Source organism: Leisingera aquaemixtae, assembly GCF_019801145.1.
Classification (GTDB): Bacteria; Pseudomonadota; Alphaproteobacteria; order Rhodobacterales; family Rhodobacteraceae; genus Leisingera; species Leisingera aquaemixtae_A.
In genome coordinates this window covers 57,264-82,120 of record NZ_JAHVJQ010000014.1, presented here as the reverse complement: position 1 = coordinate 82,120, position 24,857 = coordinate 57,264, and the positions used below count along the sequence as shown (strand labels likewise).

Sequence of the window (24,857 nt, the reverse complement as noted above, 5' to 3'; positions counted from 1 at the left end):
GGTATGGCAAGGTCAATGCGACCCTGCCAGAAAGGCTTCCGTCATAGTAATTGACGCGCGAAAAATTTCCCACCCTGTTTCGCAAATGGCATCACCACTTCTGGAAAACATGTGCCGCAACACCGTATGTGCGCGTCTCCCTGCGGCGATGCGATGAGCATTTATCAATGCAAGAAAGACGTTCTTGAAGATGGTATCTTAACCTTGGTGGGCCAAAGGACTTCGGAGTTAATCACTATGCCAGCGTCCTGCACAGCCATCGCCAGCAGGTATGCCTAAGAGAGATACCGGAACGGCAGCGCTGCGCACTCGCCGCACTGAGTCAGGGTGATTTCTGATAAGGACACCAAGGGAAAATTGGTTCACTCAACGCTGATCTCTTACCCCCACAGCGACGGACAATCCGGTTGAATTGAGTAGACACCGGCCAGCCAAGAATGCTGCGCAGTAAACCGAAAGTCCGGTTAGAGGAATCTGCGCTGCAGAAGACGCTAAGCTTTGGACGGCAGCTAAGGGCCGACCTCGCCCGCCGGGGCCTGCAGGACGCGCCCAGGGCCGCCGCGGCGCGGAGATCGGCCGGTTTGAGCCCACACCGGAAGTGCTGAAATCTTGCTGCGCGCGCTCGCAGAACGAATTACGCCGCGAATGCATCCTTTTCACCGCCGCCGCGAGGCATGAAGAGCGGCCATTCTGGCCAAGCGCCGCGAAGTCTTGATAGGCAGGGAAAGTCCGGACCTAAGCCACCGATGCGAATACACGTGCAAAGTGTGTCAAAACATCTTTGCGCCCGCTTCAGCCTTCCCAAAATCGGTCATTCAAAGCCAAGCTGCAGGGCGGATTTCAAACCGTCCATGCGCTGCATCTAGCTTCAACATTCGAAACGCGGGACAATCCGGGCTCATGCTACCGCAGCGAATTGGGCGCGGGAACACTGCATCACTTCAAATCACTGACCAATCGCTTCATCTGCATCGGGCACTTCTCCACACCATTTCTGAGCGCGTAGTTCACGCGGCGAAAGCTGATATCTTTCCTTTATCAGACGAGAAAAGTGGTTTGGTGTCTTGAAGCCGGTCTGATACGCGATCTGACTTATGCGCATGCCGGTGTGCTGGAGCAAATAGGCTCCGCGACGCACCCGCAGCCGCCACAAATAGTCCAGCGGGTTCTCTCCGAAGGCGGCATTGTACAGCCTGTTCAGATGTTGAGGCGACAATCCTGACACTTTGGCCAAGACGGCAGATGTGACTGGTTCGCTCAGGTGCTCTTCGATGTAACGGCGGACCAGCTGAGCCTGGCGGGGGATGTCAGCCGAGGTTGTCTCCAGAGTCTTGCGTACCAACAGTTCTTCAAGAACCGCAACGCCGAGAGCGGATGAAAAACTCCGCATCTCTCCGTAGATGCCAGTGGGGATATTTGCGCCTATCTTCATGAGCGAAGCGGCTGCCGGCGAAACCTGCATTGGACCGCAGAAAGGGGCGATAGCGACAACCCGAGCAGCGTCCAGGCCGCCCGAGATATACTGGCACCACAATACATTGCACATGCTGGCCGGACCGTAGCGGTATTCCAAAGTGTGCCTAGAGGCAACCAACGCGATACCAGGCGAGGACAACTGGAAGGAAGCGCCATCAGCGCGGATTTCGACTTGTCCAGTACGAAGATAGACGGCCTCCATTTGAAAGCCGGTCATGGGCCCAAAGACTTCACCTTCCCGGTATGTGCTTTCTCCAAAGGCGAAGGTGGCGTCTGGCCCCACCAAGTTCGAAATGGATAAGGTGGCAGAGGCGGCGCTCATCTGTGACTCCTCACTGAACCAAGTAATGCAATACTGTATTTGCGGAGTCTTCTTGGCAATGGCGGCGTTAAGTAACATAGCCACTTGGTCCATGAATATTCACTCCAGACAAGCAATAACGATGAGAGATACGTTAATCCCGTTGAGAAAACCACGCCTCTCGCTGACTGTTTATGAAAACGGGAGAACAATATCGTGGAAATCAAAGAACTGATCCGAGCCGGACACGGCGAAGCTAAAGCCGATTTGGTGATAACCAATGGCCAGTTAATCAATGTAGCCTCCTCCGAGATTTATCCGGCGGAAGTTGCGATCAAGAACGGGTATGTCGTGGCGATTGGCGATGTCGATCACTGCAAGGGTCCTGAGACCCAGTTTCACGATGCCGGCGGCCGCTATATGGCACCGGGCATGATCGACGGGCATCTGCATGTGGAATGCTCAAAACTGTCGGTCTCCGGCTTTGCTGATCTGGTTGTGCCGTACGGGACAACCTCGATTGTATCCGGGCTGGACCAGATCCTGGTTGTCTCTGGACTCGAGGGTGTGCGCCACTTCCTGGATGAAGCCAACGCGGGGCCCATGACAATCCACTGGGGTGCGCCTTGCAAGACGCCCTACACAATGCCGCGTTCTACCGTGAACCACTATTTCAGCCCCGATGATCACCGCGCTACCCATGACTGGCCGGAGTGCATCGGGATCTGGGAAACCGTGCGTGAGTTCATACAGGAAGAAGACGATCATGTGATCGAAGCGCTGGAGATCGCCCGTAAGAACAAATTGCCGGTGTTCGGCTGCTCACCGATGTGCAAGGGTTCCAAACTGGCTGGCTACGCCAGCGCAGGAATCCGGCTGGACCACGAAAGCTATGAGGTAACCGAGGCGCTGGAAAAGCTGCGCAATGGCTTGTTCATCCTGATCCGCGAAAGCTCGATCAGCCATTTCCTGGAAGAAAACATTCAGCTGGCCACCAAACACGCGCCGGAAGCGGCGCACCGAGTCAGCTTCTGCACCGACGATGTGGTGGCCACGGATGTCCTGAAACGGGGGCATCTGGACAACATGGTCAGAATGGCGATCCGCGCAGGCGTGGAGCCGATGGAAGCCATTCAGATGGCCACCATCAACAGCGCTGTCGCCTGCCAGATCGACCATAAGGTCGGCCTGATCGCGCCGGGCCGCCAAGCGGATATCGTGCTGGTAGACAGTCCGCAGAGCTTCAACGTTCAACAGGTCATCGCCAAGGGCAAGTTTGTGGCGCAGGACCTCAAGATGCTGGAACCCGTGGCCCGTCCGGAACGCCCGAAGTTCCTGACCGAGACCATGAAAGTCGCTCCCGTCTCCCCTGCCGACCTGCGGGTCCGCACGGATGAGGATGCAGTCAAAGTTCTGTCAATGAACATGTCAACGGAAGTGCCTTTTGTACGCAACCGGCGTGAGGCGGTACTGCGGGCTAGTGACGGGGTTGTACTGCCGGATACCGAACAGGATGTGCTCTATGTCAGCGTGGTCGAACGCTATGGCAAGACCACTAACAAGCCGGTCGCCTTTGTTTCGGGATTTGGTCTGAAATACGGAGCCATGGCCACCTCCACCGCGCCGGATGACAACAACATCGTCTGCATCGGAACCAATCCTGAGGACATGGCCGCAGCGATCAATTGGGTGATCGAAAAAGGCGGCGGACAAGCTTTTGTCAAAGACGGTGAAGTGACCGTAGGCCTGGAACTTCCGATTGGGGGGATCGTCTCGGATATCGACCCTGTCGAAATGGCCGCCAAGGAAGAGGCATTGGACGCGGCTGCTCGTGAGGCGGGCTGTCGGCTGGAGTGGCCCTTCATGAACATGTTCGTCCTGTCCATCACCGCCATTCCGGAATTTGCGATCACTGATCTTGGTGCCGTCGACTGCGTAGCGCTCAAGACCTTCGATCCGGTTCTGGAACCGGCCTGATCACGGCCGCGGCCCGGATCTTGCGGAGGAGAGGGCAAGGAGGGGCCGCAGCCAGCGAAGAAATGACAACAACGGGAGGAAGAACCTATGAACATTCGCAAACACGCAGCCATTGCTGCCTTGTCGATTGCCACAGCGGCGGGAAGTGCCACCGCCGAAGAGCCAACGGAACTGGGCATCGGCCTGATCCTGGCTACTGGCCCAGAGGCGGCCTGGGACGCCACATTGCTGCGAGACCTGGAAGGGGTGGTGGAATCCGCTCCGCACGGCCTTGATATCGCTTTCAAGAATATCAATGGGAAATGGGGTGAAGACGCTGGCGATGCAATGGAGCTGCTGGCCAAATCGGGCCGCTACCAAATCATCTGGGCGCACAGCAGCTACTCCGACCAGGTCAAGGCACTGCAGGAGAAGTATCCGGAAATACTGTTTGTCCTGGTGGGGGCCGGGAACGAAGGTTTGGGCGGCAACGCCTATTGGGTTTACAAGCGCGCGCACGAGCCCTCCTACCTACTTGGCGTGCTGGCTGGCCGACTAACCGAGAACAATGTTGTCGGTGTAGTCGGCCAGTTCCCTTCCGAAGACGTGAACGACCAGATCAACAGCTTCTTTGCAGGTGCTCGCTCGGTAAACCCGGAGGTCCAGCGCAAAGTCGCCTTCATTGAAAGCTGGTACGATCCGGCCAAAGCCGAACAGTTTACCAACGCACAAATTGCCGCCGGGGCGGATCTGACATTCCAAATGGTCGAAAGCTTCGAGACCTGTGAAAAGGCCAGCATCATGTGTTTTGGCAACTATGTCGATCACGGTGAGACTTCGCCGGACTCGGTCGTTGCCAGTGCGCTGATCTCCTGGACCGAAGACATCAACTGGGTCATCGGTGAATGGTACGACTATGCCGCCAATGGCACACCTTATGACGGCAACACCTCCGAGAAATGGGTCCCTATGGCCGACGGCGGCAGCGCGCTATCCAGCTTCCACGCTTATGAGGACAAGTTGTCCGCCGAGCTGAAGGAGGAGATTGCCACCTTGTCCGCGCAAATCGCCTCAGGCGAATTGGCGATCCCTGTCGATCTGTCACTGCCCACTTCCGACTGACCGATATCCCGGCTTCCCGCCGCGCGGGAAGCCGGCTTACCCAGGATTCTGACGATGCCCATACCGACCATAGAAGCCCGCGGGCTTTGCAAAAGTTTTGGCCCGGTCCGCGCCAACCACGACATTAGCTTTTCTGTGCATGCCGGGGAACTACTGTGCCTCTTTGGCGAGAACGGTGCCGGGAAATCAACGCTTTCGGCCTGTCTGACCGGCCTGTTCCCGCCGGACAAAGGCGAGATTATCTACAAGGGCGCACCGCTCAAGATGAGCTCAGCTGCCGATGCTATTCGCGCAGGGATAGGGCTGGTTCATCAGCACTTTGTGCTGGTGCCGGACTTCACCGTGCTGGAGAACATTGTCATCGGATCGGAAAGGCGGCTGGTGGTTAACTACGGCGAGGCAGAAGCCAAGCTTCGGCAGATCTGCGAGACCTACGGCATCGATATCGACCCCAATGCGCTGGTGCGAGACCTTTCAGTAGGCGAGCAGCAATGGGCCGAACTGTTGAAGGCGCTATATTTTGATGCTGACCTGCTGATCCTGGACGAACCGACCGCCACGCTCGACATCGAAAACTCCAAAAAGCTGTTCCGTATCATCGAAAAGCTCAAGGCAGATGACGTGGCGCTTATCCTGATCTCGCATTTCCTTGACGAGGTAATGCAGTCTGACCGGGTGGCCGTTCTTCGCCAGGGCGAGGTGGCCGGCATCCGCTCCACGTCTGAGACCTCCCCCGAAGAGCTGACCAGGATGATGGTTGGTCGCGATTTGGAGCCGAAGGTACGGCAGGCCTCTTCTGTCGGCCCGGCACGGTTAATGCTCGAGAATGTCACTGTTGGTCAGAAGGGGCAGAAGCCGGAACTGAGCAATATTTCGCTAACAATCCATCAAGGCGAGATCTTCGGGATCGCCGGCGTTGCCGGCAATGGCCAGAACCCGCTGATGGAGGTGATCGCCGGGGTACGCGTGCCTGCTTCCGGGCGGATCACTCTGGATGGGACCGAGATTAGCGGCTTAAATGCTCGCGTCATTAAAGACATGGGGCTGGGGCACATCCCCGACGACCGCTTTGTCGAAGGGCTGGTGCCAGAACTCTCGATCGAGGAGAACTTGATCCTAGGCGATCACCGCGGTTTCTATTCCCGCGGCGGGCTGCTTGATTTCCCCAAGATGCGTATGAGCGCGGAGCGGATGATCAGGGAGTACCAGATCTCGGCCCCCTCCGCGGAAACTCCTACTGGTAACCTGTCAGGCGGTAACGCCCAGAGGGTGATCCTGGCCAGGGAAAAGCGGCTTGCGACACGAGTGCTGCTCGCCAACCAGCCGACACGCGGGCTGGATGTAGGTGTCATCGAATACATCCATACCAAACTGCTGGAGAAGCGCGCTGAAGGCGTTGCGGTGCTGATTGCCTCCTCCGAATTGGAAGACTTGATGAACCTTTGCGACCGGATCGGAGTGCTGTTTCAGGGCCGCCTAATGGGGATCGTCGAGGCCGGAAGAACCAATCTCGAAGAAATCGGCCTGCTGATGGCAGGCCAAGCAATGGAGGAGGCCGCATGATCACCATTACCCCCCGCACATCCGCAGGCTGGCAGGCGCAGCTTGCAGCCTATGTTCTGGCGCTGCTCCTGGGCTTTAGCGCTTCGGCCCTGCTGATAACAGCAAGCGGCGCCAGCGTTTCCGAAGGGTTTGGTGCGCTTTACGAAGGCGCCTTTGGCAGCTGGGAGGCAGTGCTGCAAAGCTTGGTTGCAGCGACGCCGCTGATATTTACTGGCCTGGCTACCGTGATTGCCTTCCGGGCTGAGATCTGGAGTATCGGCCAGGAAGGGCAAATGTTTGCCGGTGCCATGTGCGGCTATTGGGCCAGTCTGTATCTGGGCGGCGCCCCGTGGCTGATCGCAATTCCAATTATCATCCTGGCCGCGATGGTCGGCGGCGGCGCTCTCGGCGGACTGTGCGGCTGGCTGAAGACCCGATTCAGTGTCAATGAGATCATCTCAACTGTGATGCTGAACTATGTGGTTGTCTATCTGCTTTCGTACTTGCTGGCAGGCGGGCCGTGGACTGCAGAAGGTTCCACCTCTTACCACCAGACACCGGTGTTCGCTGAAAACTTCCACCTGCCGCTTTTGGTCGGCAGTGTGAAGCTGCATATCGGTTTCCCGCTCGCCCTGGCCGCGGCGGCGGTGTGCTGGGTGATCATCAAGAAAACGCCGCTGGGCTTTGAGATCCGCGCCCTTGGCTTCAACCCCACAGCGCTGCGGTTCAAGGGCGTAAATGTCACCCGCACCGTGCTGATTGTTATGTGCCTCAGCGGTGCGTTATCAGCGCTGGCAGGGGTTTCCGAGATTTTTGGCGTCAACTACCGTTTGCGCGGCGATGTGATGGCAGGCCTTGGCTTTACCGGCATCATCGTCGGCATGATTGGTGGGCTGAACCCCATTGGCGCAGTGATCGCAGCGCTCTTGTTCGGCGCCTTGGCCAACGGTTCACTATACATGAGCGTGCTGTCCGACATCCCTCCGTCTCTGGTGCCTGCAATGCAGGGCATCCTGCTGCTTTTCTTCCTCAGCGCATCAGTTCTGGTCCGTTACTCAATCAACATTGTGAGGCCTGTTCATGTCTGAGCTGCTTGCCCCCGATATCCTTATGTCGATCATAACCGCCGCTATGGGTGTGGCCACGGTGATCCTGCTGGCCGCTCTGGGCGAATTGGTAACCGAACGCTCAGGCATCTGGAACATGGGTGTCGAAGGAGCCATGCTATTCGGCTGCCTGATTGCCTATCTGGTAATGGCGGAAACCGGCTCTCCCGTCCTTGCAGCCATGGCGGCAATGGCCTCCGGGCTGGCGGCCGGATTGCTGATCGGCGTCATGACCGTAACCCTGCGAGTAGATCACTTTGTCACCGGTCTTGGCTTCAATCTTCTGGCCAGCGGCCTGACACTGTTCTGGTTCCGCAGCTATGTGGGCGGCGGCAAACCGCCCAGTTATTCGACTATCAATGAGTTTCCGGTGCCGCTTTTGTCTGAAATTCCAGTGATCGGTCCGATCCTGTTTGACCAGCACCTGCTGACCTACGCGGCTTTCCTGAGCGTGCCCTTCATCGCGTTCTTCCTGCGGCGGACTACCTACGGGTTGGAAACTCGCGCCGCGGGCGAGAACCCGCAGTTCTTGGAGGCCAAAGGCCTGTCGGTAGCGACCCGCCAGTACAGCGCGCTGCTGTTCGGTTCGGCGTTGACTGCCCTAGGTGGCGCCTTCTTGATGATGGCCTTTGCTGATCAGTTCCGCCCGGATATCTCCGGCGGCCGAGGCTGGCTGGCCATTGTGGCGGTCATTGCCGGCAACTGGCGCCCGGTCCGCACCATGATCGCGGTGCTGATCTTTGCCTTCCTGGACAGTGTTGCAGTTCATGCGCAAGGCGTCGGTGTCGACATTCCTTATCAGTTCTTCCTGATGCTGCCTTACGTGGCCTCGATCTTGCTTCTGGTGATGATCCGCAGCCGCTCAGGCCAGCCTGCAAAACTTGGCGTTCCCTATCTCAAGCACTAATGACAGGAGTTCCCATGTCTATTCCTTCCTGGACAGAATCCGCACCGCGCCTGATCGAAACCGCAATGGGGCGTACCCCAGCCGACAGTGTCATCCGCGGCGGCAAATGGGTGAATGTGTACTCGGGCGAGATCATCCCTAACACAGATATTGCCATCGCCGCCGGACGGATAGCCTATGTCGGCCCGGACGCAAGCCACGCGATCGGCGCTAATACCAAGGTAATCGAGGCCAAGGGCCGCTACATGGTGCCGGGTCTGTGCGATGCGCATATGCACGTCGAAAGCGGCATGGTCACAGTGACTGAGTTCGCCCGCGCGGTAATCCCGCACGGCACCACCTCAATGTTCATAGATCCGCATGAGATCGCTAATGTGTTGGGCCTGGCTGGAGTTCGGCTGATGCATGACGATGCCGCTAGCCTGCCGATCAACGTACAGGTGCAAGTGCCCTCCTGCGTGCCCTCGGCACCTGGGTTGGAGAACGCAGGCGCAGAGTTCAGCATCAGGGATGTAACCGAAGCGCTTGGGTGGCCACAGACCTGTGGCCTTGGTGAAATGATGAATTTTCCCGGCGTCGCCATGAATGATCCCAAGATGATCGGCGAAATCGGCGCCACTCAACTGGCCAACAAGACCGTTGGCGGTCATTTCGCCTCGCCGGATCTTGGGCTGATGTTCCATGGCTATGTGGCCGGCGGTCCGGCGGACGATCATGAGGGCACCCGCAAGGAAGATCCCGTCGCCCGCATCCGTCAGGGCATGCGCGCCATGCTCCGGCTTGGCTCGGCCTGGTATGACGTGGCCGAGCAGATCAAGGCAGTCACAGAGGATGGAATGGACCCGCGGAACTTTCTCCTCTGCACCGACGATAGCCACTCCGGAACGCTGGTGAACGACGGTCATATGAATCGTGTGGTCCGCCATGCCATCCAGCAGGGGTTGAAGCCCATCACCGCCATTCAGATGGCCACTCTTAACACCGCCCAGCATTTCGGCATGGAAAAGGATATCGGCTCCATCTCCCCTGGTCGCCGGGCTGATATTATCTTGACCTCCGACCTGCCGACCCTTCCGATGGAACTTGTGATGGCTGCTGGCGAGGTGCTGGCGGAAGATGGCAGGCTTACAGCAAATATTCCCTTCAACGACTACCCGGAATTTGCCAAGAACACCGTCAACCTTGGCAAGCGCCTGGCTGCGGATGACTTTGACATTTATGCCCCTGAAGGCGCGGCAGAGGTGAGAGCCCGGGTCATTGGCGTCATTGAAAACCAAGCCCCGACACGGGCGCTGGAGGCCAATCTCAGCGTCGAGAACGGGTTGGTCAGCATGGATGCCGGAAAAGATGTCTGTCAGATAGCGCTGGTCGAGCGCCACCGAGGTACCGGCGGTGTGGTGAATGGCTTCGTGTCCGGTTTCGGCTATGACAAACCCTGTGCGGTGGCCTCAACTGTCGCACATGACAGCCACCATATGATTGTTGTTGGCACCTCCAAGGAGGACATGGCGGCAGCGGCCAATCACCTGGGAAAAGTCGGCGGGGGTATCACCGTCTTCTCCGAAGGCAAGGAGTTGGCAACAGTTGAACTGGCCATTGCCGGTCTGATGTCAGAGGAACGCGCGGAGATTGTCGCCGAGAAAGCCGCGGCGATGGTCGCCGCTATGGGCACATGCGGCTGCAAGCTGAACAATGCCTATATGCAGCATTCGCTGCTGGCGCTGGTTGTGATTCCCGAAATCCGGATTTCAGATTTGGGGATCATTGACGTCTCAAAGTTCGAAAGGGTCGATCTGTTCATCTGAATCAGGAGGAGAACGGTTACCGTATCCACCCTTCTGGAACCTTCAGCGAATACTCACTTGGTTCAGTGTTCTATGAGATTGGCTTCTGGTTTTCATTGCGAAGGAAATAAACTGCCGTATTCCCTACCGTCGCAGCGCGAATTGAGAGCGGGTGCAGCAAACTTTCGCTGCACCTGCGATCAACGAGAATTCAGCGTGAGCTGCTCGCCTCAAACGTCTGCAGTTTGAAGTTAACCTGTTCTCCAAGCCAGGAGACAAACAATGCTCGTAAACCGTTTCAGCGAAGAGCCGATTACAGGCATCCTGAAGGAGCATCAGGTCGAATGACCACAAATGGGAAATTGGCAGCGCTGCCGAAAATTTCGTGCTGCGTGAGCGAGGTTTTCTGCGGCAGCAATAGCTGCAAGAGCAAAAGGCGGCTCCGTCCGCAGTGTGTGAATTCACGCAGCATCAGATTTCGGCGTCGCGGCTAAAGTCCGAAATGACGGGCCGCAGTGCAGCGGAGGAACGCAGTGGCCAACGGCAGCAAAGGGCCGAAACGCGACATGCCGCAGGCAGGATAGGAAACCGAAATCATGTTGTAGAGGGCCTGCGCCGGAAGGGTGCCTCGCTCTCAGTGGTGCTGATTGAAAAAGGCTTCTGCAAAGGCGCTGAAAGCCTGGAGAATTGGCCGCTTCAGAGCTGCACCACGATGGGCAAGAGCGATCTGATGAAGGGGCGGATTGCCGGAAAGAGGGACCCGGATCAATGGGCTCCCATCATAACAGGGGGCATCCGGCAGATCGGTGGCCAGCAGCCCGACGCCGAACCCGTTGGCCACCATTGAACGCAGCATTTCGATTGACCTGGTTTCGTGGGCGACCTGCACTGAGCCCTTGGCGTTTTGCAGCAGGGACAGAAAATAACTGCGGCTGTGGGGCAGGTTCATCAGGATGACCGGCTCCTGCGCCAGGTCTTCGGCGTTCACGCTGGGCTGATGTGCCAAATGGTGCTCCTGCGGCAGCAGGGCATAGGGCACCGCCGCCATCAGCGGAGTGATGACAAAGTCGGATGGAATGCCGAAGTCGTATAGCAGCGCCATGTCAATCCGGCCTTCGCTGAGCCAGTCGAACAGCGTTTGCAGGTCACCTTCGAGGATACGGACTTCGGCGTCCGGGCGGTCGTCCAGGAAGCGGCGCACCAGCCGCGGGGCATAGCGCGGGCCGAGGGTGGAAAACACTCCCAGGTTCAGGAACTCAGGTGTTCCGTCACCGCCGCTCAGTACCCAACGCGCTTGCTTCTCCAGTTCGCGCAGCTGGGCGACCTTGTGCCGCCCGAACGGGGTCAGCTCCATCCCGCGCCCGGGGATGCGGAGAAAGAGCTTCTGTCCGAACACCTCCTCGCAGCGGGTAATGGCTAGCGAAACCGAGGGCTGCGAGGTGTTCAGCGCGCGGCTCGCCGCGGCAGTGCTGCCGGTGTCTGCGACCGCCAGCAGGACTTCAACCTGGCGGAAGTTCAATGGTATATTCAAACAGGAATACCCTTCATACCTATCTCGTATTTCCTACAATACCTAACCGATCGCTATCCTCCAGCAAGCAATTGAAGGTGGATGCATGTTCAAAGATGACAAAACGGCAGGCCGCAGGCCGCTCGAAGGAGTCCGGGTGCTGGATTTCTCCCGCGTTCTGGCCGGGCCTTACTGCACGGCGCTGATGGCTGATCTGGGCGCGGAAGTAATCAAGGTTGAGCCCGCTGCAGGCGATGACTACCGCCATATCGGCCCGTTCAAGGAAGGCGAAAGCCTGCTGTTCCAGTCGGTGAACCGGGGCAAAAAATCCATCGTTCTGGATCTGAAATCCGCGAAAGGCGCGGCGGCGGCACGGGCGTTGGCGGCAGATTGCGACGTGCTGATCGAGAACTTCCGCCCCGGCGTGATGGAGCGGTTCGGGCTGGGTGCTGAGGAGCTTTGCACGGCCTATCCACAACTGGTCTATGTCTCGGTTTCAGGCTTTGGCCAGACCGGTCCGAACCGGATGCTGCCAGCCTATGACATCATCATCCAGGCGATGAGCGGCCTTATGGACATGACTGGCGATCGGAATGGCCCGCCGATGATGGCCGGTGATGCCTTTGCCGACGTTGCAGGCGGCATGTTCGCGGCCTTCGGAGCGATGGTGGCACTGTTTGACCGGGAACGCAGCGGCAGGGGGCGGCATGTTGATCTGGCGCTCTACGACTCGTTGGTGTCGATGATGCCGGTGGCGGCCTGCCGGGCGCTGATGGCGGGTGAGACGCCAAAGCGGACGGGCAGCAAACATGCGCTATCGGCACCATTTGGCACTTATCCGGCCAAAGATGGCAGTTTTTCCGTAGCGGTACTGAACGACCGGCTGTTTGCCCGTTTCACGGAGGCCATTGGCGCGCCGGATCTGGCGGAGGACGAGCGTTTCTCCAGTGATGTGTTGCGGCGACAGAATGAACCGGCCCTGGCTCGGCACATCGAAGACTGGGCCGCCGCGCGCTGCGCGCAGGATGCGGTGGCGGTCCTGACAGAGGCGGGCATTCCAGCCGCGGCCCTGAGTACAGTGTCTGAGGCCTGGGCCTCGCCTCAGATGCAGGCGCGCGGACTGGCATCCCCGGTGAAACATCCCATTCTCGGTGAATTTTCTGTGCCGGAACAGCCTGTCCACTTCAGCGGTGCGGCAAGAGGATCCCGGCAGGCGGCCCCGGAACTGGGCGCGCACACACAGGAAATTCTACAACAGTTACAGGAAGGAGAGGCCAAATGATCGGCGACCTGAACAGCGAAGAACAGGCCGTCATCGGCCAGATCGAACGGTTTTCCAGCGAGGTGCTGGCACCGGCCGCCGCCGCTCTCGACGCCAAGGGGCAGTTTGCAACCCTGCACCGCCCGGCACTGGCAGAAATGGGCATCATGGGCATGAACTTGCCCGAAACCAATGGCGGCATCGGTCTGTCCGGGCCAGCTCTGTACGGCGCAGTGGAGTCTATCGCAGGCGCCTGTGGCTCCACCGCTTCGATGCTGACGGCGCACTTCCTAGCAACGGATTCGCTGCTCCTGGGCGGGGATGAGGCGCTCAAACAGCGCTTCCTGCCGGCCGCCGCAGCGGGTGAGGCACTTGGCGCCTTCGCGCTGACTGAGCCGATGGCGGGTTCCAACCCTGCTGATATGCGCAGTACCGCCGCCCGCGAAGGCGACGGCTACCGGCTGAAGGGCTCCAAATGCTTCATCTCCAATGCGGGTGATGCAGATTTTATCGTGGTCTATGCCAAGACCGACAGCGCAGCCGGCGCCCGCGGGGTCAGCGCCTTTGTGGTGGAACCAGCCAAAACCGCTGGGGTGGAGATCGGCAAACATGAGGAGACCATGGGGCTGCGCGGCGGCCACGTGTTTCCGATCTCGTTTGATTGCCATGTGCCCGCGGAAAACCGGCTGGGCGAGGAGGGTACCGGTTTCCGAACCGCGATGAAGGTGCTGGATAACGGCCGTATCGAAGTGGCCGCGCAGGCCACTGGCATTGCGCGCGCCGCACTGGATGCGGCTGTGTCCTATGCCAAGGAACGTGAGGTCGGCGGACGGCCGATCGGCCATTACCAGGGGCTGCAGTGGATGCTGGCCGACAGTGCCACCGAACTGGCCGCGGCGCGGGCATTGGGGCTGCAAGCCGCCCGCAAGCGGGGCACTGGTGAGCGTTATTCGTCGGAGTCTGCATTCGCCAAGCTTTTTGCCAGTGAGGCTGCCTGGCGTATTGCGGACCGGGCGCTGCAGATCCACGGCGGCTATGGCTATACCCGTGATTTTCCGGTGGAACGCTACTTGCGCGACTTACGGATATTCCGGATCTATGAAGGATCATCGGAAATCCAGCGAACCATCATCGCGCGCGAAATGCTGAGTTAGCGGCTTAGGCGGGCGTCATGTCAGTTAGCGCCGTTTTTGAACATTGCTTCGGCGGAGTGAACTGAACAGGCCTTGTGAAGGCTGTTGCGGTAGTTCGGGCGTTGGACCGAATTCTAGACAGCCTTCCAAGATCTTTTTTGCTCTGGCGAAACTGTTTTGCTTCGCCCAGTCGGTGCGGCATTCAACAGGCGTGCCCGGCTTCGCCATCGCTCATTCTAACTAAACTACGCCACCGGAACTGCCCAGATTTGCCTGGGCCCAACGGTCTAGCTCCTGCATTACGGGCTCAAGAGACTGCCCGGTCGGCGTAAGGGAATACTCCGTGCGGGGCGGAACCTCTGCATAAACTTTACGGACGACGATTCCATGCGCTTCCAGTTCCCGTAATTTGCGGGTCAGAACTCGCTGAGACACGTCGGGGATTTGACGGCGGATTTCACCGAACCGCCGGGTGCCGCCAAGCAGGAAGTGAATGATCTGGCACTTCCACTTCCCGCCGATGATCTCGATGACGGTTTCGACCGGGCATACATGCGCGGCCGCATCTTCCTCTGTTGCATCCTTCATCTGGTCTTCAAGCATCCCATTCAGCTCCTCGCTCCAGAAATGTACCCTTGGATACGCCGCCCTGCCAAGGCTTGCTCCTTTCGGAGGGCGTCGAGTTCCGCGTCATGAACAGCCTCTGTGCAAAGGCGAACTGACATCTTCAATAGTATCCAAAGTGTTCCTACTCACCGCATTGGGCCATAGGTGCTAAATTGGGGCACGGCGGCAAGGCAGAAACTGTCTTGGAGCCGCCGAACCTCGACCTGCCTGGAGGCACCATGAAACTGAAATCCACGTCACCCGCCCTGGCGGCAGGTATTCTGTCCCTGTCGTTTGCAACAGGCGCTGCCGCGCTTGAAACGCCTCAGTCCACCACCGTGCTTGAATTTGCCGACAGCAAAACACTGTTTGTGGCAGACTCCGACGGCGGAAGGGTCTTTGCCTACACGCTGCCCGAAGCTGCCCCGGCAGCGGAATCGCGCAGTTACAACCTGATTAGCCTGGGCGCCCGGCTGGCGGCCTCGACCGGCGCAGATCCGTACAGCATCAGCTATCACGATATCGCCGTGCATCCCGTGTCCAAGGAAACCTATATCTCGATGTCCCTGAGCTCGGGCGACAGCAAGTCGCCGATGATTGTGCGGGTGGATCAGGATGGCACCATCACGCCGCTGGATCTGACCACCTTGGAGGGCACATCGGTGGAACTGAACGGTACGCCCGATGACAGCGTCACTTTCTGGCATGACATTCCGGCCGCCGCCTTCACCGTCACGGATCTTGATTTCGTGGATGGCACGCTGTTCGCTGCCGGGTTGTCGACCGGAGAATTCGCCTCAACCCTGCGGCAGATCCCGTACCCGTTTACGGAATCTGCTTCGACGTCCAGCATTGAAATCTACCATACCGTTCACAATCAGACCGAAACCCGGGCGCCGATCCGGGCAATGAGCGTGGTCGATCTGGATGGTGTGAAGACGGTTGTTGCCGCCTACACTTGCACACCACTGGTCACGATCCCGTCTGGCGATCTAGCTGATGGCGCCCATGTGTCCGGCAAGACTGTGGCCGAGCTCGGCTATGGCAACACGCCCCTTGAAGTGCTGCACTTCACTGCTCCGAATGAGGAGTTCCAGCCGGAAGAATATGTGCTGGTCATCAACAAGGAACGAGATGCCGATCTGATCCGGGTGTCTGACCTGGCCGAGGCCAGCAAAGGCGAAGGGCTGTCGTCCCCAGAGCTTTGGGGTGACGCAGGGGTGAAAACCGCTGCACGCCCGCTGGGAGCAGTTTTGCAGGCCGATGACCAGGATGAACAGTTTCTGGTGACGCTCAAGCGCAACCTGGATACCGGCGACGTCGATCTGGTCTCGTTCCGCAAAGGCGCGTACTTCCGGCTCAGCGACTTCGTCAGCGAATATAACTTCCCCGACTATCAGTATGTGGAGGAGCAGGAGTTTTTCCGCAACTTCCAGAACATGCTGAAGGCAGACGCGGGCTACGCTGATCTGGCGAGGTAACGTGCAGATGCTCCGAAATCTGAAAACCGCATCCCTCTGGCTGGCCGCGCTCTTTGCGGCCAGTTCAGCGGCACAAGCCTGCGAGGAAAGCGTGTCAGATACTGCCCAGGTAACCCAAGTCTACCCCAGTGCTGATGTGCTGCCCGAAAACCTGCTGCGCTTCTATGTCTACTTCTCCGAACCGATGGCACGGGAGGGCATATGGGACTCCGTCGTGCTGCTCGATGAAGACGGCAAGGTGGTTCCGGGGGCCTTCATCGAGAACAAATTCGATCTCTGGTCGCCGAATGATCGAAGGCTGACGGTGCTGTTTGACCCGGGCCGGGTAAAGACCGGGCTGGTAGCGCACAATACGCTGGGCCGGGCGCTGGAGCCGGGGAAGGCGTATTCCCTGCAAATCAGGAGCGGCGCGGAAACCAGACGCGGCTGCAAGTTAACGCGCAGCTATGAGAAGACCTTCGTTGCCGCCCAAGCGGATTTCGAGGCGCCTGATTTGGCGAAGTGGCACGTGCAGGCGCCCATGGCGAATTCTACTGAACCGCTTCTGGTGACACTGAATGGCCCGATGGATCACGTCTCCCTGGCCTACAGGGTGCGGGTGACCGACACAGCCGGTGCAAAGCTCGGCGGCTCGCTGCGCCTTGGGCGGGATGAGCGGGAGTGGATCTTCACACCCCGCGCCCCTTGGGCAAGCGCCGACTACCGGATTGAGGTGGACACCACCCTGGAAGACATCGCTGGAAACAGGCTGACCGGCTTGTTCGACCGGCCGCTGGACAGCGATGGCTACAGCCAGCCGGGACAAAAGACAGAAAGCCTCACCTTCAAGCCGCGCAGCAACTGAAGAGCTGCATGGAAAGGACTCCGGTCATGAAACTCTACTACGCACCCGGCACCTGTGCCCTGGCACCGCATATCGCCCTGGAATGGACGGGCAAGCCTTACGAGGCAGAGCTGGTTGAACTCGGGTCCGAGGAATACCTCAAGATCAATCCTCTGGGCATGGTCCCAGCGCTTAAGGATGATGGCTTCCGTATCATGACGCAGGCAGATGCGATCCTGAAGTATATCGAGGCCAGATACCCGGAAGCCGGCCTGGGCGTGGCCAAGGACCCGCTCAGCCAATTCGGGCTGGATGAGGCGCTGGCTTTTCTGACGGGCGATTTCCATCCCGCTTTCTGGCCCTTCTTTGTGCCGGACCGGTACACGGTAAACGGTTCCACGGGTGCGCAGGATGAAGTGCGGCAAGCGGCATTCGCCAGGATTGATCGGGTAATGAGCCATCTCGGCACACTTCTGGACGGCGGCCCGCATGTTGCAGGCAGCAAGCGCACGATTGCCGACCCCTACGCCTTTGCGATGGTGCGCTGGACGGCACACACGCCGAAACCCTGGCAGGACTACCCGCCGGTGAAACGCTTCATGGAAACCATGCTGGAAGACCGCGGCGTGCAAGCTGCGATGAAGGCGCAGGGATTGAGCTGACAATGCACAACTACGACTACAACGCCCCCGACTACCACATTGCCTCGCGCGGCCGGATTGGCCCGGACCTGCTGCACGGCCTGTTTCCAGCGGACCGTTCGGCATGGGACGATGACCCCCGGTTTCTTGGCTGGCCCGCGCATCTTCAGCGCCTTCACGCCTCGATCTCTGAGGCCAGTGCCCGACTGATCGGTGGATTGAAAACTGTGCTGGACGAACCCGACGGCAGCGTCCAGGAGCTGATGGGGCTGACCGGCATGAACCGCCTGGGGCTTGATCTGGTCTCGCATGTTCACGGCCATCACAGCTTCGAGGACAGCAATGTGCTGCCCGGGTTCCTGGGGCGCTTCCCGCAGCTGGCTTCGGCCATTGACCTCCTGGAAAACGACCACCAGGTCCTTGATCAGGCACTGGACCAGTCGGAACAGGTTTTTGCCCTGCTGCGCGGCGGGAAAACCTCAAAATCACAAATCGGCAAGGCGCTGGAGCAGGCGAAAGTTCTGAACAAGATCCTGAACCGGCACACCTATGACGAGGAAGACATCCTGATCCCGGCGGTGCTGCATGCTTATGCCTGAAACACCGGATGACATCCCCCGGCTTTTTGCCGAGGCTTGGAATGCCAGGGACGCTCGCGCCCTGGCTGCCCTCTTTGCTGAGGACGCTGATTTCGTCAACGTGGTGGGCCTGTGGTGGCACAACCGCGTCGACATCGAAAAAGCGCACGCCTACGGGCTCAGTACGTTCTTCCGGCACTCAGAGATTACTGCCCGGGGTATCAAGGTCCGGCGGGTTGGCGGCGACACCGCGATCATTCACACCCGCTGGAAACTGGCAGGGCAAATTGGCAGGACAGGTGAAACTCTTGAGGACCGTTTCACAATAATGGTGTTTTTTGCACAGCGCCTGGCCAATGGCTGGGCCGTTCTGGCTGCGCATAACATCGACGTCATGCCGGGGATGGAGACCATTGCTACCAAGGACGGATCGGCATTTGCCGTAACCTACCGGGATGGCGAATAGCGGCTACCCCACTTGTTTGTTCTAGCCCTGGAACCAAGGTTTATTTGCCGCAACTGAGGCTCAGGCGGGAAGAAAATGTAGAACGAGCCCGGATTTGGAAGGCCTCTCCTGTTGCGGTCAGGAGAGGCACTCAGGACCAGCGGGCCGGTCTACGAACTTGTCCCAACTGGCGCGCGGTTGATCTGGCTGAGCTCTTCCATCACGTCGAACACGTGGTCGCTGACGACCTCGATGCCGATCGCGTTCAGGCGCGGGATATGCATGGCCTTGTAGGCCTCCACAGGCGTTCGATAAAGATGTTGTCCAGATGACGGCATTCCTGTTGTCCAGCCCCATTTCTATGGGCCATTTTGGTTTAGAGTTTCGGGCACTGGTGGGCGCATGTTGAGGGCCTGATGGGGTCGGGTGTGGTTGTATTGCCTGAGCCAGCAATTGATCACGATCTGTGCCTGCCTGGCGGTTGTGAACCATTCGGAATTGAGAACCTCGCGGCGGAGCGTTCCATTGAACCTTTCGTTGTACCCGTTCTCCCAGGGTGAACCCGGGTAGATCCGGATCGGGTTCACGCCAACTTTCTCGAGCCAGCGCTGAGTAACCTTTGATGCAAATTCCGGGCCGTTGTCGCTTCGGACGAACTCTGGCTTTCCGTGGCGCAGGAACAGCCCGTAGAGAACCTCGCGCTGCAAGAGCGAGGGGTTTCTGCGGTAGCAATAGCTGCAAGGGCAAAAGGCGGGTTTGTCCCGCGTCTCGATTGTCCGACCTGAATGCAGCGAAAGGGCGTTTTGAGTTCCGCCGATTTGTGCGGCCTTGCGGCAACGCTGCGTGCTGATCAACGCCCTGGACGGTTGCCATCGCTGTTGCTGTTGGCCGCAGGCAGCCCATTGCTGCCCTCGGCCACCTAGTGATCTCTCGCTGGTGAAGTTGCGGGTATGTTAACTAAGAGGATAGCTGCGTAACAATTTGAAATCAGCCTCTGGCAAACTCGGAGCGGTTCTGCCTGGCTGCAACAATGCCGGGATTCACTCCGAGCGTTTTGCGCTTTGAACGACTTAATATACTCTGAGATTGCGGGAAGATCCGTCGGTTTCGGAGAACGCATATGGCCAGCAGGAAAGTCGAGGGCGACGCGCTAAAAAAATTTATAAAACTTGGGGCGAAAGGCCCGCTGCCGTTTGGGTTTTGTCCGGGAGCCAAGGATCCGGATCACACCATTGCCATTCATCGCACGATGAAAGCCTCCGCTCTGGGCAAGGCCGCCAAGGCTGAAGGAACAGGCAGCAAGATAGCTTATGGAACATTCACGACACAGGGCAAGGTCATCACATTGACCTGTGAACGGTCCGTTCCCGCGCTGTCAAAGATGTTGAAGAAGTACTTGAAGAGTCAAAAAATCCAGATGGATGTCATCGTTCTGGATGCAGACGGCCATGCTTTGGAGCGTGATGTCGAAGAGGCCGATACGCCGCAGGAGACACCGCAGGACGACCCGCCGGGACCGGGCGTGCAGGAAGCAGCCGCACCCGTGGCCGCAGCACCCGAACCGTCTGGAACACTGCCGGAAGACGAGGAGGAGGACGAAAACCCCGGGGTTTTGGCCGACCCGGAGGCACATTCAGCCTACCTTCAAAAAATGGCTATGCGGCTTAGAAAGAAGCCGATGAATTTTGCACTGGCGATGCCGTCCGGCGACCCGATGTCTCTCAGGTTCCTGTTTGACCGGAAAAAGCCCGGCAAGATGCTTGCCGGACGCCTCAAAAAGGAGAGCGAAACAGTCAAAGTGACCTTTGGCCGGGCAGGAACGCAGGTCCTTGCTCTGGAGCATGGGCTTGAGGGTACTGGCGCGAAGACGCTGGTGCTTGATCTCAAGGGCCGGGAGCTTCCAAGGCTTGCCAAGCAAGTGCGAAAGATGCTGCGCGGGATGGGTGTCACCCAGTTCCGGAGGATTGTTATCCTGAAAGACGGTGCCGCAATCGACGAAGACACCCAAGGCACTGAAGACGTGCCCGAGGCCGACAGTGCAGACGCCGCAACCGCTCTTGCCCGATCCGTCGATGAACTGCGCGTGGTCCTGGCCAATGTAATCATCCCGACAACCGCGCCGCCTGCAAAGGTCAAGGCGTTGCAGGCGGCGATTGCAAAGCTGCGACTGGCGCTGGATGATTGCAAAACACCGGCAAAGCTGCAGAAAATTATGAGCGGGCTAAACTTGGTGATGGGAAAATCGGCGGCACTGATGGGTCAGTACCGTGGCAGCTACGCCAGTGTCGACACCACAGCCGAATTGCAGCGGCAGGCCGCGGTGCGCCAGGACCTGAATGCCATGCTGGACGGCATCCCTATTTCGGCCTCGGCACCGCCTGATCAGGTACGCAAGCTGGCTGCCGCCATCGAACTGCTGCGCAGCAAGATTGCCAAAGCCGCCACCCAGGGCGAATTTGACAAACTGGCCAGCGCCGCCGGGGTGGTGGTCTCCAAGTCCGTGCCGCTTCTCGCGCACGGGCCGCAGTCCATTGTCACGATGAAGGACGCCGCCCGGCATCAGAAAAGCTGGGACAGCTTGCCGGAACGGTTCCAAACCTTTTTTGCCAATCCCAAATGCAAGATACCCGTGACCTATCAGACTATGCCAGAGCTGATGACAGCAGCGGGCCGGCTGCGCGGGCTCAGCGACGATGATCTGCAGGGGTTCTGGCGGTGGATGCATATTGACGCAAAAAACCTGCGCACATTGAACGCCGGCATCAGCGCCTATCTTGGCGTGCTGAACACCCGTGCCCGGATGGGCGACCGGATATTTCAGAGCGGCGAGGAAACAGGCCAGACACTGGCGCAGCACGGCGACGGCGATCCGATTGTCGCCAATGAGCGAATTCAGCGTGATTTTCCGAACAAGGAAGACGCCATTTACTATGCGCGCAGCCTGAAAGGCGCTGCGGCGGTGGTGCAGGAAGGCAGCCGGTTTGTTGTCTACAAGGTCACCTTGCAGAACAGCGAATATGCCCTGGGCAAGGACAGCCTCAGGCTGGATGATGACGTAACCACGGATGCCGATACGGCTGCAGACACCGCGTTGCAGGCGAAAGAGCGGGAATTGCTGCTGGCTCAGCTCAAGTATTACGGGGAATACGCCAATTTCGCCGCCAAATTCGGCAACCCGGTTTATCTGCCCTTTGCAGCGCTGGAAGCCGGGGTGAAATTTCTGCTCGGCGAGTCCCCGACCGGCATTCACCAGGAATCCGAGGATGAAATGAACCGGCTGGCGGCTGAGGTCGCCGATCTCAGTGCGAAACGCTCCGGTGCAACGGCGATCAAGGGCGGCAAATCCAACCTCGTGGCGCTGCTGACCGAGGATGACTATGTCCTTAACGCTACAGGTGACGGCGGTGCCACGGTGTCACGCGCCGGCGGCGGGCCGGACCCGTATTCGGGGCCGCTGCGCCTGTACGGCCCCGGGCTGAAGGCGTGTTCAACCCCGGAAGAGCTGGAGACCCAGCTTGAACTTGTGATGCGTGACACTGCCTATGCCGCCGTCGACAGGGCAGAGGCAGCAGCGCGCGAGCTGAGAGCAAACCTTGGCGAAGGGGCGCTGAAACCCGAGGATCAGGCTGCGCTGGAGCAAACGCTGAAAGCGATAAAGCCGTTTGATGAAAAGCTCGCCGAAAAAGAGCTCGAGCTGCTGGTTGCCCAGCTCAAACTGTACGGGATGTATGCCAATTTCGCGGCCAAGGCAGGTAATCCGATGCTGTGGCCAATTGCCACTATCGAGGCTGGCTGGAACCTGCTGAATGACAAGCCCGCCCATGGGATTGACCCGGCGGCGGAAGCCGAAGTCGATAAGCTGAAGGCCGAGGTCGCCAAGATCAGATCGCAGCGCTCGGTCGCCGCGGCCGGTTTCCCGCTGGCGCTGCGGGTTTCGGACCAGGAGGACTTCCTGTCCAAATCCCCGGCCGAACAGGCTGATCTCCTGCGCCAGCAGGTGGACGCCATGTTTGTCGACATTCAGGCAACTCGCGAAAACATCGACGAGGGCGATTTCGACCTTTGGACCATGCCCGGTGTGCGCGATACTGCCATTGCTGCGCTGGATCTGAAGGGCGACCAGCTGAAGTGGGCCAAGGAAAAGGCCGGCTGGGAGCAGACCAAGGACACCGCCTTTGCGGTCGGCGAAGCGGTGGTTGCCATAGGTCTTGCGGTGGGCGCGATCGCGGTATCCGGCGGTTCGGCCACTGGCGTGGTGCTGGCAGGTGCCTCGGTCGCGGTCGGCGGCTACAGCGCCTATAACGCCACCGAGGAATATTTCCGCAAGGGCTCGGCAGCGAATATTGCCATTGATCCGAGCCAGGGGCTGGTGGACCCCGAGGATGTGCCGCATTGGGGCTGGGTTGCTGCAGCCTGGGTGGGCGTAGGATTTGATGCCGCGGCTGTCGGCTCGGCCATCAAGGCGTTCCGGGCCACCAAAGACCTGGCCAAGGCGGCAAAGATCCTCGGTGTCCCGCCTGATAAGATAGACGAAGTTCTGGCCCCAGCACTGGCGGGGCGCAATGTTTCCAACTTCAGCGCAAAGATGCTGGGGGCAGAAGCCTATGCCGCGCGTTTCGGGGATGAGGCGGTTGAGGCAACAACGGTGATCACCCGCAACAGCAAGGGCGGTTACGATGCCGAAGTGATCCTTCGGCCCGGTGCCGACCCGCGTCTGCGCGAGGCGGCAGTGCTGGAGGAAATGCGCCATATCTCGCAGATCAGCGACCCGGCCTTTGCCGATGACGTGGCGCGGCTGACAGAAGATGCCCTGGCCGGCTGGGCAACCAAGTCGCCGGTCGACAAGATGTTGGCGAAGCGCTCGCAGCTGGTTCTGGAAGCGGATGCACAGAAGTCACTGCTGGCAAAGCTGCAGTCTGATCTCTTGAAAGAGCGCAACCTGCAGAAACTGCAGGACCTGGAATGGGACATCGCTTCGGCGCAGTCCAGCCTGGCACGATACCAGGACGAGCTGGCCGAGATCGAAAAAGCACTGCCTACCGGCCAGCCGCCCCTGTCGGTGGATTTGCGCTACCCGCCGCGCCTGCACAACACCGCCGAGGAAACCCTGGCCTTTTCCGAGGCGATGAAACTGCCCGGCATAAAGGAGGCCTACGAGGCCCTGCCGGACAAGGAGCTGTACCTGTTTGCCAAGACCAAGGACGGAATCGAGATCCGCCGGGTCAAAGGCGCAGCGGAGGAGGCGCGCAAAGCGGGCAAGCAGCTGAATGGCAAGCGTCTGCAAAGAGGCGAAGACGGGATCTGGAGCATCGTAGAAGGCTCGAAACGCGATACCGCAACGCGTCGGGCTAACATTCTGCGTGACCACGGAACACCGAAACTGGACAGCGAAACCGGCGCAGTGATGCGGCCGCAGATGGAGGCCAAGCTTGCTGAATTGAGCGATCCCTATTTTCAGGCTTATGCCCGGAAATACAGCGAAATGGTTGATGCTTTTGAAGCGGCCGGCGGTGATCTGACCGCTGTGTTCCGCAGAATGGAAAAAGGCGCCGGTAAAAAGGGGGCGGACAAGGCGATCAATGAGTTTTCCATTCCGGCTTTTGAGGAAGCCTTTCGCCGCACCTTGCGGGATGAAACCGTGAGCCGACTTATGCGCCTGAAAGAGCCAGAGCGGACAACGGAGTTGACGGATCTCATTAATAAAATTCCCGACAGCGCCGATCAGGGGGCCTTGTTTGCCGCCTACCGCAAGGCCAGCATGGGGCCAGCACTGGAGGTCGTCGAAGCCGCACCAAATGCCACCAAGCTGGAAGGCGTCAAGAAATTCGGCGACGGGCTGGTTGAATACACGCCGCCGAAATCCACCAAAAAAGCCCGCCCCGGAAGCCGGAAGGCTGCATCCCCAGGCCCCAAGAAAGGCGGCACCTATCTGGCAGAGGACAAAAGCAGTCTTGGCGCTTTCGATGAGGATCAGCTCAAAGCCTACCTGAAGAAGATGGGGCCCAAAGGAGACGACCTGATAAACGCCAATGGTGATCCGTTGAGCGGCGTTATCTATTTTCTGCCCGACATTGACACAGCCCGGAAAGTGCTGCGGAAAATTGAAAAAGTATGTTCAGGAAAACTTCCTCCAAACATGCACCTGGGGTATTTGCAGGATGGGAAAATGGTATGGTTGCAATAGG

Annotated in this window: 19 protein-coding genes; 14 read left to right on the top strand and 5 right to left on the bottom strand. The window is 59.0% G+C overall.

The features are described 5' to 3' along the window. Window positions 1–946: 946 nt before the first annotated feature. On the bottom strand, window positions 947–1,891 hold the full coding sequence (locus KUW17_RS21680; protein ID WP_222482396.1) for an AraC family transcriptional regulator: 945 nt from the start codon (window positions 1,889–1,891) through the stop codon (window positions 947–949). A gap of 102 nt (window positions 1,892–1,993) precedes the next feature. Between KUW17_RS21680 and KUW17_RS21675 the strand changes: the two genes are divergently transcribed. The 6 genes from KUW17_RS21675 (at window position 1,994) to ade (ending at window position 10,215) form a co-directional block, all read left to right on the top strand. After that, window positions 1,994–3,754, top strand: coding sequence for an adenine deaminase C-terminal domain-containing protein (locus tag KUW17_RS21675; RefSeq protein ID WP_222482395.1), 1,761 nt, complete (start codon window positions 1,994–1,996; stop codon window positions 3,752–3,754). Window positions 3,755–3,841: 87 nt separating this feature from the next. Continuing rightward, window positions 3,842–4,855: a BMP family protein gene (locus KUW17_RS21670; RefSeq protein WP_222482394.1), complete on the top strand. Its 1,014-nt coding sequence runs from the start codon at window positions 3,842–3,844 to the stop codon at window positions 4,853–4,855. A gap of 54 nt (window positions 4,856–4,909) precedes the next feature. Then, complete coding sequence (locus tag KUW17_RS21665) at window positions 4,910–6,418, top strand: ABC transporter ATP-binding protein (protein ID WP_222482393.1); 1,509 nt, start codon at window positions 4,910–4,912, stop codon at window positions 6,416–6,418. Further along, window positions 6,415–7,485, top strand: a complete 1,071-nt coding sequence (locus tag KUW17_RS21660) for an ABC transporter permease (protein WP_222482392.1) — start codon at window positions 6,415–6,417, stop codon at window positions 7,483–7,485. Before KUW17_RS21665 ends, KUW17_RS21660 begins: the two co-directional genes overlap by 4 nt. Continuing rightward, entirely contained in the window at window positions 7,478–8,410 is a 933-nt protein-coding gene (locus KUW17_RS21655) for an ABC transporter permease (protein WP_222482391.1), read from the top strand. The genes KUW17_RS21660 and KUW17_RS21655 overlap by 8 nt, the downstream gene beginning before the upstream one ends. Then, window positions 8,410–10,215, top strand: a complete 1,806-nt coding sequence (gene ade, locus KUW17_RS21650; RefSeq protein ID WP_222482390.1) for an adenine deaminase — start codon at window positions 8,410–8,412, stop codon at window positions 10,213–10,215. The genes KUW17_RS21655 and ade overlap by 1 nt, the downstream gene beginning before the upstream one ends. 613 nt (window positions 10,216–10,828) lie before the next feature. Here the strand turns inward: ade and KUW17_RS21645 are convergent. Then, window positions 10,829–11,713, bottom strand: coding sequence for a LysR family transcriptional regulator (locus tag KUW17_RS21645; RefSeq protein WP_261397350.1), 885 nt, complete (start codon window positions 11,711–11,713; stop codon window positions 10,829–10,831). 97 nt (window positions 11,714–11,810) lie between these two features. On the opposite strand from KUW17_RS21645, the gene KUW17_RS21640 reads away from it, so the two are divergent. Further along, a complete protein-coding gene (locus tag KUW17_RS21640; protein WP_222482388.1) occupies window positions 11,811–12,986 on the top strand; it encodes a CaiB/BaiF CoA transferase family protein in 1,176 nt (391 codons plus the stop codon). After that, window positions 12,983–14,119 carry an acyl-CoA dehydrogenase family protein gene (locus tag KUW17_RS21635; protein ID WP_222482387.1) on the top strand — a complete coding sequence of 379 codons (1,137 nt, stop codon included), beginning with the start codon at window positions 12,983–12,985 and terminating at the stop codon, window positions 14,117–14,119. Before KUW17_RS21640 ends, KUW17_RS21635 begins: the two co-directional genes overlap by 4 nt. Window positions 14,120–14,338: 219 nt before the next feature. On the opposite strand, the gene KUW17_RS21630 is transcribed toward KUW17_RS21635, so the two are convergent. After that, window positions 14,339–14,701 (bottom strand): winged helix-turn-helix transcriptional regulator, encoded by a 363-nt coding sequence (locus KUW17_RS21630; protein ID WP_226430787.1) that lies wholly within the window; start codon window positions 14,699–14,701, stop codon window positions 14,339–14,341. Window positions 14,702–14,943: 242 nt separating this feature from the next. Here KUW17_RS21630 and KUW17_RS21625 point away from each other — a divergent pair, with 242 nt between their 5' ends. From KUW17_RS21625 to KUW17_RS21605, 5 genes are read left to right on the top strand one after another with little or no spacing between them, the layout of a single operon-like run. Then, window positions 14,944–16,185, top strand: a complete 1,242-nt coding sequence (locus tag KUW17_RS21625; protein WP_222482386.1) for a hypothetical protein — start codon at window positions 14,944–14,946, stop codon at window positions 16,183–16,185. A gap of 7 nt (window positions 16,186–16,192) precedes the next feature. Continuing rightward, the gene (locus KUW17_RS21620) at window positions 16,193–17,029 is read left to right on the top strand and encodes an Ig-like domain-containing protein (RefSeq protein ID WP_222482385.1); all 837 of its coding nucleotides are present in this window, start codon (window positions 16,193–16,195) and stop codon (window positions 17,027–17,029) included. Window positions 17,030–17,055: 26 nt separating this feature from the next. Beyond that, window positions 17,056–17,670: a glutathione S-transferase family protein gene (locus KUW17_RS21615; RefSeq protein ID WP_222482384.1), complete on the top strand. Its 615-nt coding sequence runs from the start codon at window positions 17,056–17,058 to the stop codon at window positions 17,668–17,670. Between the two features lie 2 nt (window positions 17,671–17,672). Further along, window positions 17,673–18,248 (top strand): hemerythrin domain-containing protein, encoded by a 576-nt coding sequence (locus tag KUW17_RS21610; protein ID WP_222482383.1) that lies wholly within the window; start codon window positions 17,673–17,675, stop codon window positions 18,246–18,248. Next, on the top strand, window positions 18,235–18,693 hold the full coding sequence (locus KUW17_RS21605) for an SgcJ/EcaC family oxidoreductase (RefSeq protein WP_222482382.1): 459 nt from the start codon (window positions 18,235–18,237) through the stop codon (window positions 18,691–18,693). The genes KUW17_RS21610 and KUW17_RS21605 overlap by 14 nt, the downstream gene beginning before the upstream one ends. A 149-nt stretch (window positions 18,694–18,842) precedes the next feature. On the opposite strand, the gene KUW17_RS21600 is transcribed toward KUW17_RS21605, so the two are convergent. Both KUW17_RS21600 and KUW17_RS21595 read right to left on the bottom strand, forming a co-directional pair. Further along, window positions 18,843–19,010 (bottom strand): YdhR family protein, encoded by a 168-nt coding sequence (locus KUW17_RS21600; protein ID WP_222482381.1) that lies wholly within the window; start codon window positions 19,008–19,010, stop codon window positions 18,843–18,845. A 21-nt stretch (window positions 19,011–19,031) separates the two neighbouring features. Further along, window positions 19,032–19,526, bottom strand: a complete 495-nt coding sequence (locus KUW17_RS21595; protein ID WP_222482380.1) for an integrase core domain-containing protein — start codon at window positions 19,524–19,526, stop codon at window positions 19,032–19,034. Window positions 19,527–20,089: 563 nt separating this feature from the next. Here KUW17_RS21595 and KUW17_RS21590 point away from each other — a divergent pair. Further along, window positions 20,090–24,856 carry a hypothetical protein gene (locus KUW17_RS21590; RefSeq protein WP_222482379.1) on the top strand — a complete coding sequence of 1,589 codons (4,767 nt, stop codon included), beginning with the start codon at window positions 20,090–20,092 and terminating at the stop codon, window positions 24,854–24,856. Window position 24,857 lies beyond the last annotated feature (1 nt).